The 16,953-nt window shown below is 62.6% G+C and carries 14 protein-coding genes; 8 read left to right on the top strand and 6 right to left on the bottom strand.

Features of this window, described 5'->3' with window-relative positions; all coding sequences use genetic code 11:
• Positions 1-4: 4 nt before the first annotated feature.
• On the bottom strand, positions 5-628 hold the full coding sequence (locus VG99_RS04790; RefSeq protein ID WP_044498567.1) for an alpha/beta hydrolase: 624 nt from the start codon (positions 626-628) through the stop codon (positions 5-7).
• Between the two features lie 168 nt (positions 629-796).
• Here VG99_RS04790 and VG99_RS04795 point away from each other — a divergent pair, with 168 nt between their 5' ends.
• Genes VG99_RS04795 through VG99_RS04815 form a run of 5 tightly spaced genes read left to right on the top strand, consistent with a single transcriptional unit; the run spans position 797 to position 4,783 of the window.
• Entirely contained in the window at positions 797-1,249 is a 453-nt protein-coding gene (locus VG99_RS04795; protein WP_044498568.1) for a Z-ring associated ZapG family protein, read from the top strand.
• A 48-nt stretch (positions 1,250-1,297) separates the two neighbouring features.
• The gene (locus VG99_RS04800) at positions 1,298-2,428 is read left to right on the top strand and encodes an MlaE family ABC transporter permease (protein WP_044498569.1); all 1,131 of its coding nucleotides are present in this window, start codon (positions 1,298-1,300) and stop codon (positions 2,426-2,428) included.
• The gene (locus VG99_RS04805) at positions 2,425-3,237 is read left to right on the top strand and encodes an ABC transporter ATP-binding protein (protein ID WP_044498571.1); all 813 of its coding nucleotides are present in this window, start codon (positions 2,425-2,427) and stop codon (positions 3,235-3,237) included. Before VG99_RS04800 ends, VG99_RS04805 begins: the two co-directional genes overlap by 4 nt.
• Positions 3,237-4,154, top strand: a complete 918-nt coding sequence (locus VG99_RS04810) for an MlaD family protein (protein ID WP_044498572.1) — start codon at positions 3,237-3,239, stop codon at positions 4,152-4,154. The genes VG99_RS04805 and VG99_RS04810 overlap by 1 nt, the downstream gene beginning before the upstream one ends.
• Positions 4,151-4,783, top strand: a complete 633-nt coding sequence (locus VG99_RS04815) for an ABC-type transport auxiliary lipoprotein family protein (protein WP_044498574.1) — start codon at positions 4,151-4,153, stop codon at positions 4,781-4,783. The genes VG99_RS04810 and VG99_RS04815 overlap by 4 nt, the downstream gene beginning before the upstream one ends.
• Before the next feature lie 9 nt (positions 4,784-4,792).
• Here the strand turns inward: VG99_RS04815 and VG99_RS04820 are convergent, their stop codons facing one another.
• Positions 4,793-5,698 carry an AEC family transporter gene (locus VG99_RS04820; protein WP_044501447.1) on the bottom strand — a complete coding sequence of 302 codons (906 nt, stop codon included), beginning with the start codon at positions 5,696-5,698 and terminating at the stop codon, positions 4,793-4,795.
• A gap of 362 nt (positions 5,699-6,060) precedes the next feature.
• Between VG99_RS04820 and VG99_RS04825 the strand changes: the two genes are divergently transcribed.
• Positions 6,061-7,056 (top strand): LLM class flavin-dependent oxidoreductase, encoded by a 996-nt coding sequence (locus VG99_RS04825; RefSeq protein ID WP_044498575.1) that lies wholly within the window; start codon positions 6,061-6,063, stop codon positions 7,054-7,056.
• 111 nt (positions 7,057-7,167) lie between these two features.
• On the opposite strand, the gene VG99_RS04830 is transcribed toward VG99_RS04825, so the two are convergent.
• The 4 genes from VG99_RS04830 to guaB all read right to left on the bottom strand — a co-directional run bounded on the left by VG99_RS04830 (position 7,168) and on the right by guaB (position 13,818).
• Complete coding sequence (locus VG99_RS04830) at positions 7,168-9,765, bottom strand: bifunctional diguanylate cyclase/phosphodiesterase (RefSeq protein ID WP_044498576.1); 2,598 nt, start codon at positions 9,763-9,765, stop codon at positions 7,168-7,170.
• A gap of 194 nt (positions 9,766-9,959) precedes the next feature.
• A complete protein-coding gene (locus tag VG99_RS04835) occupies positions 9,960-10,670 on the bottom strand; it encodes a phosphoribosylaminoimidazolesuccinocarboxamide synthase (RefSeq protein ID WP_044498577.1) in 711 nt (236 codons plus the stop codon).
• Between the two features lie 4 nt (positions 10,671-10,674).
• A complete protein-coding gene (gene guaA, locus VG99_RS04840; protein ID WP_044498578.1) occupies positions 10,675-12,255 on the bottom strand; it encodes a glutamine-hydrolyzing GMP synthase in 1,581 nt (526 codons plus the stop codon).
• 90 nt (positions 12,256-12,345) lie between these two features.
• On the bottom strand, positions 12,346-13,818 hold the full coding sequence (guaB, locus tag VG99_RS04845) for an IMP dehydrogenase (protein WP_044498579.1): 1,473 nt from the start codon (positions 13,816-13,818) through the stop codon (positions 12,346-12,348).
• 118 nt (positions 13,819-13,936) lie between these two features.
• On the opposite strand from guaB, the gene xseA reads away from it, so the two are divergent.
• Both xseA and VG99_RS04855 read left to right on the top strand, forming a co-directional pair.
• Positions 13,937-15,316 (top strand): exodeoxyribonuclease VII large subunit, encoded by a 1,380-nt coding sequence (gene xseA / locus VG99_RS04850; protein WP_044498580.1) that lies wholly within the window; start codon positions 13,937-13,939, stop codon positions 15,314-15,316.
• Positions 15,317-15,399: 83 nt separating this feature from the next.
• Positions 15,400-16,674 carry a mechanosensitive ion channel family protein gene (locus tag VG99_RS04855; RefSeq protein WP_044498581.1) on the top strand — a complete coding sequence of 425 codons (1,275 nt, stop codon included), beginning with the start codon at positions 15,400-15,402 and terminating at the stop codon, positions 16,672-16,674.
• Positions 16,675-16,953: the final 279 nt, after the last annotated feature.

Here is a 16,953-nt window from a genome sequence, read left to right on the forward strand (position 1 = left end):
CGCCTTAGCCCAGGGCCTGCTCCGCCGCGGCCTTCAGCTCCACCAGCTTGCCATGGAAGAAATGGCTGGTATCGGCAAAACGGACCACCTCGACACCCTCCTGCCCGTCCAGGAGCTCGAAGACCGCCGCCGGGGCGACGACCTCGTCGGCCTCCCCCATCAATACCGTGGTCGGCCCCGGCAGCGGCAGCAGCTCGGCAAAGGGCATGCGCTCAACCGACGGCGCCACCAGCAGTAACCGCTGCGGCCAGTTGGCCTGCTCCCGGGCTGCCGCGGCAGCCACATAGCCCCCGAAGGAGAACCCCATGAGCCACAGCTGCTGACCGCTGAACTCCTGCGCAGCCCAGGCGATCACCGCCTTGCAGTCCTCAGTCTCACCGATGCCGTCAGCATGCTCGCCAGCGCTGTCGCCCACGCCGCGAAAATTGAAGCGCACCGTGCTGGCCCCCAGGTCCCGCGCGGCGCGCATCAGGGTGGACACCACCTTGTTGTGCATGGTCCCGCCGTGCAGCGGATGGGGGTGGCAGATGACCGCCACCGCTCGTGATGACTCAGCCCGGGTGACCAGCAGCTCCAGCGTACCGGCTGGCCCATCGATCGATAATTTCTCTTCAGTATTGCGCTTCATTCGAATTCTCCGTGACCACTGTATTCGCACCCGCGTCGCATAACCTACACTACAGCTGATGGCTAAGGTCTTGTTGACCCTAGCCTTGTTTGCCAAATGCCGTTACCGTAGCAGCAGACCCAAGCAGCGCGTTGGCGCCGCACGTTTCAGTTCAATGAGGGACCCAAGGTGGAAACAAGCGAAAACCTGTGGATTGCAATAGTTATCGCCCTGGCTGTGGGCTTCATCGCGGGCATCATTGTAGCCCGTCTGGCCCCGCGAATCAGCGGCCGACCGTCCTCAGGGACCCAAGCCCAACTGGAAAGCCTGCAGCTGCGCTTTGAAGAGTACCAGCAGGAAGTCGCCAGCCATTTCAACACCACTGCCAGCCTGGTTTCCCGGCTTAACCGCAGCTATCAGGATATCCAGGAGCACCTGGGCCAGGCCGCGGTGGAACTGGCGCCCGACGACATGACCCGGCAACGCCTGCTGGCGGCGCTGGAGCAGGATAGCGACCCGGTCTCCTCCCGCGAGCGCATCGAGCCGGTATTCGACACCCTCGAGCCGCCCCGCGACTACGCCACCAAATCGGACGAAGGCCCCGGCATGCTTTCCGAAGAATTCGGTGTGAAACGCAGATAATAATACCGGTCGCCCCGGCCAGACCGGCGGCGCCAAACGGACTCCTTCATGCCTGACGCAGAAAACCGCTTTGTGGTTAGATCCGGGGACAACCCGGACCTCCTGGTCATCCAGGGCGACTGGATCCTGGAGCACTACACCGAGCTGCGCCAACTGGTAGGCCAGCTGCGCAAGGAAGGCGAAACCCGGGAGCCCGACCTCAGTCAGCTCGGTCGCCTGGACACCGCCGGCGGCCAGTTGCTTACTGAACTGCTCGGCAGCGAGCGCATCCAATCCCTGACCGACGAAGGTGGCGGCCTGCCGGAAGAGCGGCGGATCCTGCTGCGGCGGATCGCGGATAGCCTGCAGGGCAAGAATGAGCGCCCGCCGAGCCACGGTGCGCTGTTTGAGCTGCTGGGCAATATCGGCAAAGGCACCCTCAGTTTCTATAGCCATGTAGTCCACCTGCTGGGCTTCATCGGCCTGACGCTGGCTGGCCTGGTGAGCAGCCTGGTGCGCCCCGGCACCTGGCGGGTGACCTCGGTGGTCGCGCAGATCGAACAGATTGCGCTCAATGCCGTTGGCATTGTTGCCCTGCTCACCTTCATGGTCGGGGCAGTCATCGCCTTCCTTGGCGCCACGGTGCTGGCGGACTTTGGCGCCACCATCTACACCGTCGACCTGATCGCCTTCTCCTTCCTGCGGGAATTCGCCGTGCTGCTGACGGCCATCCTCATGGCCGGACGCACCGCCAGCGCCTTCACCGCGCAGATCGGTTCGATGAAGGCCAATGAGGAGATTGACGCGATCCGCACCCTCGGGCTGAACCCGCTGCAGATCCTGGTCATCCCGCGCGTCATCGCGATGATGATCTCGCTGCCAATCCTGACCTTCATCGGCATGCTGTCGGGGCTGCTCGGGGGCGCGGTGGTCTGCTCCCTGGCGCTGGATATTTCGCCGACCATGTTCCTCAGCATCCTGCAGCAGAACGTGGCGGTGCAGCACTTCTATCTAGGCATGGCCAAGGCCCCGCTGTTCGCCTTCCTGATCGCTATCATTGGCTGCATGGAAGGCTTCAAGGTCAGCGGCAGTGCCGAGTCGGTCGGTGAGCACACCACCTCCAGCGTGGTGCAGTCGATCTTCGTGGTCATTCTCATGGACGCCCTGGCGGCGCTGTTCTTCATGGAGATGGACTGGTGACCGAGACGCAAAAGCCCCTGGTGGAAATACGCGGCCTGGTCAATCGCTTCGGCTCCCAGACCGTGCATGACGACCTCGACCTGGATATCCATCCGGGCGAGATTCTCGGTGTGGTGGGCGGCTCGGGGACCGGCAAGTCGGTGCTGCTGCGCTCCATTGTCGGCCTGCGCCGGCCCAACGCAGGCAGCGTGCAGGTATTTGGCGAAGACCTCCAGCAGCTGGATGAACAACAGCGCTCCCTGATCGAACGCCGCTTTGGCGTGTTGTTTCAGAAAGGGGCGCTGTTTTCCTCGCTGACAGTGACCGAAAACGTCGCCCTGCCGCTGATCGAGCATGCCGGGCTCAGCCGGGACGATGCCGAGCACCTGGCCTGCATGAAGCTGGCCCTGGCCGGGCTGCCGCCGGGCGCCGGCGACAAGTTTCCTTCCGAGCTGTCCGGCGGCATGGTCAAGCGCGCCGCTCTGGCCCGCGCCCTGGCACTGGACCCCGACATCCTGTTTCTCGACGAACCCACCGCCGGGCTCGACCCGATCGGTGCCGCCGCCTTCGATCAACTGATCCTCACCCTGCGCGATGCCCTCGGGCTGAGCGTGTTCCTGGTCACCCATGACCTGGATACCCTGTACGCCATCTGCGACCGGGTGGCTGTCCTGGCGGACAAGCGCGTCCTGGTGGCCGACACCCTGGAGCGCGTTGCCGCCACCGATAACGAATGGATCCAGGACTACTTTCACGGCCCCCGCGGGCGCGCCGCTACCGCGGCCGCCGCCAGCCAATCCCAGTCTCACAGCCATCAGCCGGAGCTCTAATGGAAACGCGTGCTCACCACGTCATGATCGGACTGTTCACCCTGCTTGCGGGCGCCGGTGCGATCTTCTTCGCCATCTGGATCAGCAATGCCAGCACCAGCAAGGACTACCGGTACTACACGGTGGTTTTCCGTGAAACGGTCACCGGTCTGTCCCGCGGCAGCGCCGTGCAGTACAGCGGCATCCCGGTAGGCGATATCAGCGAGCTGACCCTGGACCCGAACGACCCGGGTCGGGTATTGGCGCGGGTGCGCCTGAGCGATACCGCGCCGGTCACCCAGGACACCAAGGCCAGGCTGACCTTTACCGGCATTACCGGTAACTCTGTGATCGAGCTGGTGCCGGGCGACCCCAAGAGCCCGCCCCTGGAAAGCATCGACGGCGAGGCGCCGCTCATCCACGCCGTGCCCTCCCCGCTCTCGAGCCTGCTGGCCAACGGCGAAGACCTGATGACCAACATCAATCAACTGGTGATCAACGCCCGCAAGCTGCTCTCCGATGAGAATGCCGACCGCATCGCCAGCACCCTGGAGTCCATCGAAACCGCGGCTGGCAGCCTGTCCAGCCAGGGCGATGACGTGAAGGCGCTGGTCAACGAACTGACCCTGGCCAGCCAGCAGGCCACCGAGCTGATGGGCAGCATCAACACCCTGGTCAATGACCAGGGCAGCCAGACGCTGGAGAGTGCCGAGGAAACCTTCGCCTCCATCGCCCGCGCCAGCGAAACCCTGGAAAACATGCTGACGGACAACGCCGAAGCCTTCACCAGCGGCATCCAAGGCCTCGGTCAGCTGGAACCGGCCATCAGCGAACTGCGCGGCAGCCTCAATGGGCTGCGCTCGATCACCCGCCGCCTGGAAGACAACCCCGCACGCTTCCTGCTGGGCCGTGACACCTTCGAGGAATATCAGCCATGATCCGCCCCCTCACATCCGCTGCACTGCTCACCGCCTTGCTGGGCCTGGGTGCCTGCACGATATTGCCGGAATCGGAAGCCCTCAGCGTCTACCAGTTCCCGACGCCGCCACCGGCCTCTGCACGCGTCGACCAGCGCGCGCCCCTGTCCTTGCGGGTCAACACCCCGCAGGCGGGCTATGCCTTCAGTGGGCCGCGCATCATCGTCGTCACCGCCGATGACCGGGTGCAGAGCTACAAGGGCGTACGCTGGAGCGATCCCAGCCCGCAGCTCCTGCGTGAGTACCTGGCGGTGTCGCTGCAGCGCTCCGGCGCCCTGAGCAGCGTAACCACCGACGAGCATGCGCTGCATGCGGACGTCCACCTGGACACCAACCTGCGCCGCTTCAATCTCGATCTCGATGGCACCTCCCGAGTCGTTATCGAGCTGGATGCCCGACTGGTCAATCCGGAAAGCCGGCGCATCTACCTGAGTCGCCATTTCCAGGTGGAACAGCCGGTGGACAACACCCAGATCGACGGCGTGGTGGCCGCCTATGGCCAGGCCAGCGAAGCGCTCGCCAGGGAATTGGTAGCATGGACCGCCCAACAGGTGGCGGTCATCCCCCAGGAACTGGCGGTGCCGGAGTAACCGCCCCGGTTACAGGACCAGCAGCAGGAGCGCCGGCAGCACCAGCATCGCCAATAGCGTCTGTAGGGTGATACTGCCGGCCATCAGATGGGCATCGCCACCGTACTGGCGCGCCAGCACATAGGCGGTGGGCGCGCAGGGCAGCGCGAAGAACAGGATCAGGATGACGCTCTCCATCGGTGGCAGCCCCAGCAGGCTGACCACCAGCCAGGCCGCCGCGGGCATCAGCACCAGCCGCACCAGGCTACTGCCCAGCAGCGCCGGCGTTTCACCGCGCAGCCCCTGGGGCTGCAAGGCAGCGCCTACACAGAGCAAGCCCAGGGGCAGACTGGACGCCGCCACCAGCGCCAGCAGATTGTCCACCCCACCGCCCAACCGCAGGCCCGACAGATTGGCCAGCACACCCAACAGGCAGGAAAGAATCAGCGGGTTCTTCAGCAGGATGAGCAGCTGGGCGCGCCGGGTAACCTGGCCACCCGCGGTCAATGCATGCACCGACAGGATATTGACCGCTGGCACGGTGATCGCCAGCAGCAGCGCCATCAACGTCAGCCCCTCACTGCCAAACAGCGCACCCACGGTGGCGAGGCCAATATAGGTATTGAAACGCAGGGTACTCTGCACGAACACCCCGAACCGCGCCGCCGGCCAACCGCGCTGCCAACGCACCAGCAGCAGGCCAAGCCAGGCGCCACCTAGCATTATGGCGACGCACAGCGCTACCGGTGCCAGCGCCGGGTTGTTCAAGGGCGCAGTCGCCAGGCTGCTGAACAGCAGCGCCGGAAACAGCACGAAGTAGTTCAGCCGCTCGGCCCCGGGCCAGAACTCCCGGCTGGGAAAGCCCATTCTGCGCATGACATAACCACCCAGGATCAGGGCAAACAGCGGCCAGAGGGAGGCAAGTAATTGAGTCATGCGCAGCGACATCCACATCGAAAAGGCAGGCAGGTTACCCGACGCGCGTCCGCCCGGCCAGCCCGCCGGGACGCGCCCCAGGCCTTGCTCGCCCGCTGACCGGTGCCCCGTTAAGCCGCATAACCGCCCGACAGCAGACCACGGCCCTCGGCCCGACCTTGATCTTGGCTGCGTTCATCTCTACATTCCAACTACTTGAAAGATTCCGCTGCGGGCTCGCTGGAGATTATCCGTCGGGGCCCGCCCGTTACGGCAACCAGCCCCTCCCCTGCCGATGGGACGCAAACACAGCGCGCCGTAGCGGCCAGAAAACACATCCAGGCTGTCTGCATGACAGGCGGCCAATTGCCGAGGTAGTGCCCATGATCCCATTGTCCATCCTAGAACTGGGGCGCGTACGCCAGGGTTCCGACGCACGTACCGCACTCAATGAGGCCCGCACCCTGGCGCAGCACGCAGAACAGGCAGGCTATCGCCGGATCTGGGTGGCAGAGCATCACAACATGCCGGGCGTCACCACCGCAGCCACCTCCATCGTTATTGCCCACCTGGCCGCGGGCACCAGCCTCATTCGCGTCGGCGCCGGGGGCATCATGCTGCCCAACCACGCGCCTTACGTGATCGCCGAACAGTTCGGCACACTGGAAACCCTGTTTCCCGGCCGCATCGATCTCGGTCTCGGCCGCGCCCCGGGCACCGACCAGATGACCCTGCGCGCGCTGCGCCGGGACCCGGCCGCGGCGGATAACTTTCCCCAAGACGTACTCGAGCTGCAGGCATTCCTGGGCCCCAAAGGCTCGGGGCAACGGATCGAGGCCGTGCCTGGCGCCGGGACCGAAGTCCCCCTGTGGATTCTCGGCTCCAGCCTGTTCGGCGCCCAATTGGCCGCCGCGCTGGGGCTGCCCTACGGCTTTGCCTCGCACTTTGCGCCCCAGGCATTGCACCAGGCGCTCAATGTCTACCGCACCAACTTCAAGCCCTCCCCGCAGCAGGACAAGCCGTACGCACTGGTGGGAGTGAACGTGATTGCCGCCGAGACCGACGAGGAGGCGCGCTATCTGGCGACGTCGCAGCAGATGTCCTTTGCCGATCTGTTCCGCGGCGCTCGCAGCCTGATGCAGCCGCCGATCGAGGACATCGAGACCTACTGGTCACCCCAGGAAAAAGCCCAGGCCGGACAGATGCTCAGCTGCAGCGTCGTCGGCGGCCCCGAGACGGTACGCCGCGGCCTGCTCAAACTGATCGAGGACACCGCTGCAGACGAGTTGATGATCGTCTCGGATATCTTTGATCCGGCTAAGCGCCTGCGCTCCTTCGAGCTGATCGCCCAGGCCATGAGGGCGGAGCAGGTGGGTTAAGCCATTGAGAACCGCTATTAAGGGCGGGCTTTGGTGGTGCCTGGAAGCGGATGTCTCCCAAGATCCCGATAATGGGACCGGCGCTTGGTAGGCTGCCGAACCGCAGGGCACTCAGAAAAATTTGATCACGGGATCCTGTTCTCCCAGCTTCCTGCTCGCCATCAATGCATCAAATCCTTCGGCATCCAGCGGTCGACTCAGGAAATACCCTTGGCCTTCGTCGCAATGTACCGCTTTGAGCAGCTCCAACTGCTCAGCGGTTTCAATGCCTTCTGCCGTGACGGTCAAGGACAAGGCACGCCCAAGCCCGACAATCGCCTGAATGATCGATTTGTCATCTTCATTCTCGGCCAAACCGTTGACGAAGCTACGGTCTATTTTGAGGCCATCGAACGGGAATGAGCGCAGATAACCGAGCGAAGAATAGCCAGTGCCAAAATCATCCATGGTTAGCCGAACGCCCAACTCCTTGAGCGCGCGCATGACATCAAGCGCCCCTGTGGCGTCTTCGAGCATGACGCTTTCAGTCAGTTCCAACTCCAGCCGGGCCGGATCAAATCCGGTTTCGCGAAGGACATTCTGGACGCGCTTGACCACATCCCCCCGCTGGAACTCCACGGATGACAGGTTGACTGATACAAACACACCTTCCGGCCAACGCTTGGCGCTGCTGCAAGCCGTGTGAAGCACCCAATCGCTCAGCGGCGCGATCAACCCGGCTTCCTCGGCGATAGGTATGAAGGTGTCAGGTGGAATCAGTCCACGTTCGGGGTGCCGCCAGCGCACGAGCGCTTCGGCGCCCATCATCACGCCATCTGCGATGCGGATTCGCGGCTGAAAATGCAATCGCAGTTCGCCAACTTTGATGGCGTAGCGCAGATCATTTTCCAACTGGCGACGCTCGATAATTCTGACATTCATATCGCCTGCATAGAAACGCCAGGTAGCACGCCCGGCAGCCTTGGCTTCATACAATGCTATATCCGCATAACGCAGCAGTTCGGTGGCCTCCCGTGCATCCGTGGGCGCCATCGCGATCCCGATGCTGGCACTGACAAACACCTCCTGTTCGTCCATCACTACCGGCTGCTCGATGGACTTGATCAGGCGGCCGCATAGCGCTTCGACCTCGTCCTGAGAACTGACATCAGTAAGGATCAGCACGAACTCATCCCCGCCGACCCTCGCCACCAGATCCCCGTTTCGCAGGCATTCGGCGAGGCGTCCGGACACCTCGTTGAGCACTTGATCGCCGGCAGCATGACCGAGCAGGTCATTGACCGGCTTGAAGCGGTCCAGATCCAGGCAGAGCATGACCAGGGGGCTGTCCTGCGTGGGGGCAGCCTTGAGCTTGCCATCAAGGAAGGCCTGCAGGCGCGTCCTATTTGGCAGGCCAGTCAATGCGTCATGCTGCGAAAGGTAATCTATGCGTCGCCGGGCTTCGACTTCATCCGTGACATCGCTTGCCGTGCCGCGAAACCCCTTACCATCCATATCTCGGGCTGTGAGGCGGGTGATTCGAGTCTGACCTTTATGGTCTATGTAACTGCACTGGGTACTGATGCCGGGGCGATGTTTGGGCATTCTGAGCCACTGGGACAAGGTTCCGGTTTCAGTGCGCAGCAGCTCATCTATGCCAGTACCGATCCTGGCATCTCTGGAGTGGCCTGTGACCTCCTGGAATCGCTCGGACAGATAGGTGAAACGGCCCTGGGCATCAACTTCCCATATCCAATCCGAACTCGCTTCGGCAACATCGCGGAAACGCTGCTCACTGGTCGCCAGAGCCGCCTGGCTGTTTCGCAATGATGTATGGCTAAGATCAAGCGCCCGGGCTGCGAGGGTCGTGCGGCGCAACAAAACCCAGGTCATCAGCAAAACTATCAGCGCAGCCATACCTATCATCGGCAACATGACACTCAACAATCGTTTGCCAGGATTTTCCGAATCCCAGTGCAATGTGCCGGCAGAACCGTTTTCGCCTATCGGCAATATCGCTGCGGAACGTACTTCGTTAGGGGCTAGGACCCGCAGTTTCCTGATGCCATAGTCGGCGCCGATCGCTTCCAGTTCGTCGCCGTCCAATACGTTTATAAAGATGATCACCGATTCAGGGCCTTCATCTGTTTCTACTGTCGGATCGGTACCGGGCGTCAATGCGGCGGCCGCGATCACGGCTGGCATGCCATCGACGTTCATGACAGTGGTCACAGACGTTTCATACTCAGCAGCTGCACGGGCCTGATCGACAACCCCGTCGATGGGCTGCCCCAACCAGTCGGCGATCTCGACTGATTCGAGCTCACCCCTGATTACCGAGTAAACGGTTCGATCTGCGCCATCGACCACAAATACACCTTGAAAGCCGAAATCCGCGTACAGCGTCGGGCCTGCATTCTGACGAACAAATGCCCAGTCAGTGTCCACCTCCCTGTGCAGGTGTATATATGCATCGCCCCAGAAGGCGTAATCCTTTACCGTCGAACCTGCGGAGTCTTCTATCGCCTCCATGGCTTTCTTTATGTAGAAAAGGCTTTTCACTTCTTCAGCCTCCTCTAGGCGATATGACACATAGAGAAGCAAACAGGTGGCTAGTAGAAATACGCCTGCCAAGAGCAGCGAAAACCTCCGCAATGAAGCACGCATCAGGGCCACACTCGAGTGGCACCTGGCGGCAATATGGATAACGGGGGAGGCATTATTAGGCATAGGGATCCAGGTGCTGCGGCTAATTCCACTGTCAACTAGAGGGTATCGGCCGAGAGAACTTTTTCCTTAGCTATGAACTCACACTTTCTTGGGATGCCTTCGTTGTAATGCAGTGCCAAAACAACATAAAAAAAGCCCGCATCTTTGGACTGCGGGCTTTGTGGGATTGATGCTGTCAGCTGTGCCCCAGCACCCTAGCGGATCAGCTTTTCGTACAGCGTCCCGTGCTCCATCACTTTGCCTTCGCCGTCCATGACCCGCATCGCATCTGCCGAGACCTCGTCGATGACCACGACCTCGCCGTCGACGAAGCCGATTTCGATCTTCATGTCGATCAGGCCAAGGCCCTTGTCAGCCAGATCTGACTCGACGATACGGCACACCTGACGGGTGAGATCCTTGGCCTGATCGAGTTGCTGTTGACTAAGGAGACCGAGGGCAACGATGGTGTCGTCGTTGATGAGCGGATCACCGCGCTCGTCGTCCTTGATGGTAATCTCGACGAGGTAGTCGAGATTACCCGTAGTTTCACCGATGTAATTTTGGTAACGGCGCTGGAAACTTCCCCAGGGCCGGGTGCGGCAGATGAATTCGAGGCCACCCTTGCCGCTGATATCCTTGCCCAGGGGCTCGGCACGACGCACTTCCATGGTGCCCTGCGCCAGATCAACCTCCACCATGTGGGTGGGGATGTCGGCGGCATGCAGGCGCGCAAAGAAGTAGTCGGTCATCGCCAGGGACTTGCGCCCCTTGCCTTCTACCTGGCCGATCACGGTATTGGCGCCCGGGTCGATGACTCCGTCCGCACCGGTCACATCGTCCTTGAACACTAGCAGGATATTGCCATTGTCCAGGGCGTACAGGTCCTTGGTCTTGCCGGAATAGATCTTTTCGCTGTTATTCATCGGTTTACTCCCACTCGATAGTGGCCGGCGGTTTGCTGGAAATGTCGTAGGTGACCCGTGACACACCGCTGATTTCATTGATGATCCGGTTCGACACCGTTTCCAGGAACTCATAGGGCAGGTGCGCCCAACGAGCGGTCATGAAGTCGATGGTTTCCACTGCCCGCAGGGCGATGACCCATTCGTAGCGGCGAGCGTCACCCACCACACCAACCGACTTGACCGGCAGGAAGACGGCAAACGCCTGGCTGGTCTTGTGGTACAGGTCGGCCTTGCGCAGTTCTTCGATGAAGATATGGTCGGCGCGGCGCAGGATATCGGCGTACTCCTTGCGCACTTCGGCGAGGATCCGCACGCCCAGGCCCGGGCCGGGGAACGGGTGGCGGTAGACCATGTCGTAAGGCAAGCCCAGCTCCAGGCCGATCTTGCGCACTTCGTCCTTGAACAGCTCGCGCAGCGGCTCGACCAATTCAAAGGCCATGTCCTCGGGCAGGCCGCCGACGTTGTGGTGCGACTTGATCACGTGGGCCTTGCCAGTCTTGGCACCAGCGGATTCGATCACGTCGGGGTAGATGGTGCCCTGGGCCAGGAACTTGACGTCCTGCAGCTTGGTGGCCTCTTCATCGAAGACCTCGATGAAGGTGCGGCCGATGACCTTGCGCTTGGCTTCGGGGTCGGTAACCCCCAGCAGACGGGAGAGGAATTTCTCCTCGGCGTTGGCGCGGATTACCTTCACCCCCATGTTCTCGGCGAACATGGCCATTACCTGCTCGCCTTCGTGCAGGCGCAACAGGCCGTTGTCGACGAATACGCAGGTCAGCTGGTCACCGATGGCCCGATGCAGCAGCGCGGCAACCACTGACGAGTCGACCCCGCCGGACAGGCCGAGCAGGACCTTGGCATCACCCACCTGGGCGCGGACATTGGCGATGGCGTCCTCGACGATATTGGCCGGGGTCCACAAAGCTTCACAGCCGCACAAATCGAGAATGAAACGGGACAGGATGCGCAGCCCCTGCTTGGTGTGGGTCACTTCCGGGTGGAACTGCACGCCGTAGAACTGGCGGGCATCGTCGCCCATGGCGGCGATGGCGCAGCTCGGGGTGCTGGCGAGCACCTGGAAGCCTTCAGGCAGGTCGACGACCTTGTCGCCATGGCTCATCCATACGTCCAGGCTGAGCACGCCGTGGTCCGAGACCGCGTCTTCGATGCCATCGAGGAAGCGGCTCTTGCCGACCAGGTCAACCCGCGCATAACCGAATTCACGCTCTTCGGAACCCTGCACGGCCCCACCCAGCTGGGCCGCCATGGTCTGCATGCCGTAGCAGATGCCGAGTACCGGCACGCCCAACTCGAAGACCACCTGCGGCGCCCGCGGGCTGCCGGCTTCCGGCACCGACTCCGGGCCACCGGCGAGCACCACACCCTTGGGGGCGAAGGCGCGGATGGCCGCTTCGTCCATATCCCAGGCATGGATTTCACAGTAGACGCCGATTTCACGTACCCGCCGTGCAATCAGCTGGGTGTACTGGGAGCCGAAATCCAGGATCAGGATGCGGTGAGCATGAATGTCGTGGTGGGACATGGTGTCTTCTCGATAATGGTCTGAACTGCGAGTTGCCCGCGGCACTGGAGCGCATGCCGCGGGTAGCTTGTGGCTGACGGCTGTGCCGGGTCAGCTGACCCGGTAGTTCGGCGCCTCTTTGGTAATTTGTACATCGTGCACGTGGGATTCGCTCATGCCGGCACCGGTAATGCGCACGAACTCCGGCTTGACGCGCATCTCGTCAATGCTGGCGCAACCGGTGTAACCCATGGAGGCGCGCAGGCCGCCCATCAACTGATGCAGGATCGCCGCCAGCGGACCTTTGTACGGCACGCGCCCTTCGATGCCTTCGGGCACCAGCTTCTCGGCGCCGGCACCGGCGTCCTGGAAGTAACGGTCAGCCGAACCACCACCGGAATTGGCCATCGCGCCCAGCGAGCCCATGCCACGGTAGGCCTTGTAGGAACGGCCCTGGAAGAGTTCGATTTCACCCGGTGCCTCTTCGGTACCGGCGAACATGGACCCCATCATCACCACCGAAGCGCCGGCGGCGATCGCCTTGGCCAGATCGCCGGAGAAGCGGATACCGCCGTCGGCAATCAGCGGCACGCCGGTGTCCTTGAGGGCAGCGGCCACGTCGGCGATGGCCGACACCTGGGGCACGCCCACCCCGGCAACGATACGGGTGGTGCAGATGGAGCCCGGGCCAATGCCCACCTTGACCGCATCGGCGCCGGCCGCGACCAGTGCCAGCGCGGCGGCGCCAGTGGCGATGTTGCCACCAACCACCTGGATCTCGGGGAAGGTCTGCTTGACCCAGCGAACGCGCTCGATCACGCCCTTGGAGTGACCATGGGCGGTGTCGACAATGATCACGTCGACGCCGGCCTTGACCAGTGCAGTCACACGTTCAGGGGTCTCGGCACCGGTACCCACGGCCGCGCCGACCCGCAGGCGACCCTGCTCGTCCTTGCTGGCCAGCGGGTAGGCCTTGGCCTTCTCGATGTCATTGACGGTCATCATGCCCTTGAGGCGGAAAGCGTCATCGACAACCAGTACTCGCTCGATGCGATGCTTGTGCAGCAACTTGCGCACTTCACTGGTGGACGAGCCTTCCTTGACGGTGACCAGACGCTCTTTCGGCGTCATCACTTCGCGCACCTTGGCATCCAGGCGCGTTTCGAAGCGGATATCCCGGGAGGTGACGATACCGACCAGGTCGTCGTTGTACAGCACCGGTACACCGGAAATATTGTTCTGGTGAGTCAGCTCGAACAGTTCGGCCACGGTCGCGTCAGCCCCAATGGTGATCGGGTCCTTGACAACGCCAGCCTCGAACTTCTTGACCTTGCGAACCTCGTTGGCCTGCTGCTCGATGGTCATGTTCTTGTGGATGATGCCGATGCCGCCTTCCTGGGCCATGGCAATCGCCAGGCGGGCTTCGGTCACGGTGTCCATGGCCGCTGACATCAGCGGAATGCTCAGCTCAATCCCGCGGGTCAGGTGCGTTTTGAGAGAGACGTCCTTCGGCAGCACTTCGGAATAACCGGGCACCAACAGGACATCATCGAAAGTAAGGGCTTCTTGGCGAATACGCAGCATAGCAGGGGCTCCCGAGCGGGAAAATGGAAGCGCGCCATTATACCCATGCAGCCAGCGGTACTCAATTGGAATCATCACAAAGAGGTAAACCGCCAGCGCCTGCTGGTAAGATGCGCACATGAACAATGATGACGCTATTTTCCGCCGGTTGGGCACAGAACGCGAAGTGCTCACCATCAGCCAGCTCAATGCCAGGGCCCGCAGCCTGCTGGAAGAGGTCTTCCCACGGGTCTGGGTTGAGGGCGAATTGTCCAACCTGGCCCGGCCGTCTTCGGGGCATCTGTATTTCACCCTCAAGGACAGCGGCGCCCAGGTGCGCTGCGCACTTTTCCGACAGAATGCCGCCCGGATCCGCATGGATCTGCGCGACGGCCTGTTGGTGCAGGCGCGGGGCCGAGTGAGCCTGTATGAAGGGCGTGGCGATTACCAGATGATCATCGACAGCCTGGAGCCCGCTGGCGATGGCGCCTTGCGCCAGGCGTTCGAGGCGCTCAAGGCCAAGCTGCAGGCGGAAGGCCTGTTTGCCGCGGAGCGCAAGCGGCCGCTACCGACGCATCCATCCCGCATCGGTGTGATCACCTCTCCCAGCGGCGCGGCGGTGCGCGACATCATCAACGTGTTCGGGCGGCGCGCGCCCTTTATCGAGCTGATCATCAGCCCCACCGCCGTGCAGGGTCGGGACGCCGCCCCGCAGATCGTCCGCGCGCTGGAACGGGCCGACCGCGCCGGCTTCGATGCGCTCATCCTCGCCCGCGGCGGTGGCTCGCTGGAGGATCTGTGGCCATTCAACGAGGAAATGGTCGCCCGCGCCGTGGCCGCCTGCCGCACCCCTATCATCAGCGCGGTGGGCCATGAAACCGACGTTTCGATCAGTGACTTCGTCGCCGACCTGCGGGCCCCGACCCCGTCGGCGGCCGCTGAACTGCTGAGCCCGGACACCCAGGCCATGATGGTCCAGCTGCAGCGCAGCCACCGGCAGTTGCAGCAGTGCATGAAGGTCCGCCTGGCCCGCGACAGCCTGCGGCTGGATAACCTGCGCAAGCGGCTCCGCCACCCCGGCGAGCGCCTGGCGCAGCAGGCCCAGCGATTGGATGAACTGGAAATGCGCATGCAGCGCGCCCTGCATCATCGCCTGCAACACCGGCGTCAGCGCCTGGAGCACCTGCAAGGCCGCTTGCAGCATCAGCACCCCGGGCGCCGGCTGGCCCTGCTGGGCGAGCGTCTCGAACAGCTGCGCCAGCGCCTGCCGCGCGTCATGCAGCAACGACTGGAGCAGCGCCGCCAGCAGTTGGGGAACGCCGTGCAGACCCTGCAACTGGTCAGCCCGCTGGCGACACTGGGCCGCGGATACAGCATTCTGTTGGACGGCCAGGGCCGGGCGGTGCGCAGCCGCAGCGACACCCGCCCCGGCCAGAAACTCCAGGCCCGGCTGCATGATGGGCAGCTCACCCTGCGGGTCGAGAATGACCAGCCGCATACGCTGCCGCTGCTGGACTGACCATCCAACATCTGTCATCGGTCTTTGCTAGGATGTGCCCGCGCCGCTGACCGGCGCCAACCCACTCGATACTCGGAACTGCCATGCAATCCCAATACAACGATCTCATCCTGTGGCTGGAAGAATACCCCCAGCTCTATAGCCTGCTCGCCCTCTCGGCCCTGATCATCGGCGCCTGGATCGCCAACTGGATCGTCAAGCGCATCCTCATTCGCGGCCTGATGCACCTGCTGCGTTCCACACCGGTCGGCACCGACCGTGCGCTGCATGACTCCCATGTCATTTCCCGGCTGGCCAATATCGTTCCGGCGCTGATCCTCTCCATCGGCATAGGCCTGATCCCCGGTCTGTCGGAGACCCTGGTCACCATCGTCCGCAACGTCTGTGGCGCCTTCATCATCCTCACGATCGCCATCGCCATCGCCAATGCGCTGACCCTGGTCAACACGCTGTATGAGCGACGCCCCAAGGCCCGGATGAAGCCGATCAAGGGCTACATCCAGGTCATCAATATCGTCATCTATTCGATAGCGACCATCCTGATCATTGCCACCCTGATCGACCGTTCGCCACTGATCCTGCTCTCCGGTCTCGGGGCCATGGCAGCGGTGCTGATGTTGATCTTCCAGGACACTTTGCTGTCGCTGGTGGCCAGTGTGCAGATCAGCTCCAACGACATCGTCCGGGTGGGCGATTGGGTGGAAATGCCGGCCCTGAGCGCCGACGGTGATGTCATCGATATCTCCCTGCATACCGTCAAGGTGCAGAACTGGGACAAGACCATCACCACCATTCCCACCAAGCGCCTGATCAGCGACCCGTTCAAGAACTGGCGCGGCATGCAGGAGTCCGGTGGCCGGCGGATCAAGCGCAGCATCATGCTCGACCAGCAGAGCGTGCATTTTTTGGACGCAGACGAATGCCGCCACCTGCACCGGTTCCGCCTGCTCAGTGATTACCTCAAGGAAAAGCAGGCCGATATCGACGACTGGAACCGCCAGCTTGAAGAGCAAGGCCAGGAGCCGGTCAACACGCGGCGGATCACCAATGTCGGCACCTTCCGCGCCTACGTGGATCGTTACCTGCGCAGCCATCCGGGCATTCACCAGAACATGACCCTGATGGTGCGCCAGCTGGCGCCCACCGCCGATGGCTTGCCGATGGAGTTGTATTGCTTCACCAACACCGTGGCTTGGGCGGATTACGAGGGTATCCAGGCGGATATCTTCGATCACCTGATGGCCATCCTGCCGGAATTTGGCTTGAGCGTTTTCCAGCATCCGAGCGGCAGTGACCTGCGCCAGATGAGTCTGCCCCGGCAGGCCGCCGCCCAGCCAGGCACGACCTCGCTGGGTTGATCTTTTTCCGGCGCGCCGCTCGGGCGCGCCGGAATCTGTCGCCGGAAACGGAAAAACCCGCCTCTCACGCACGAAAACACCCCAAAACACGAACAGCGCGGCGATAAATTGCTTTCTCATCCCGGTTATTGCCATCAAAGCCGCATAGTCGTAAAGTTTTCAGCATGAAAACACCACAGACACTCTTCACCCTCCGGCAGCATGCCTGCCTCTGCCTGGTCAGCCGCCGACTGCGTCACTGACGCCCTTGGCTCTACCCGACCGTTGGCCGCCCAGGCC

Source organism: Pseudomonas saudimassiliensis, from assembly GCF_000939975.1.
Classification (GTDB): Bacteria; Pseudomonadota; Gammaproteobacteria; order Pseudomonadales; family Pseudomonadaceae; genus Halopseudomonas; species Halopseudomonas saudimassiliensis.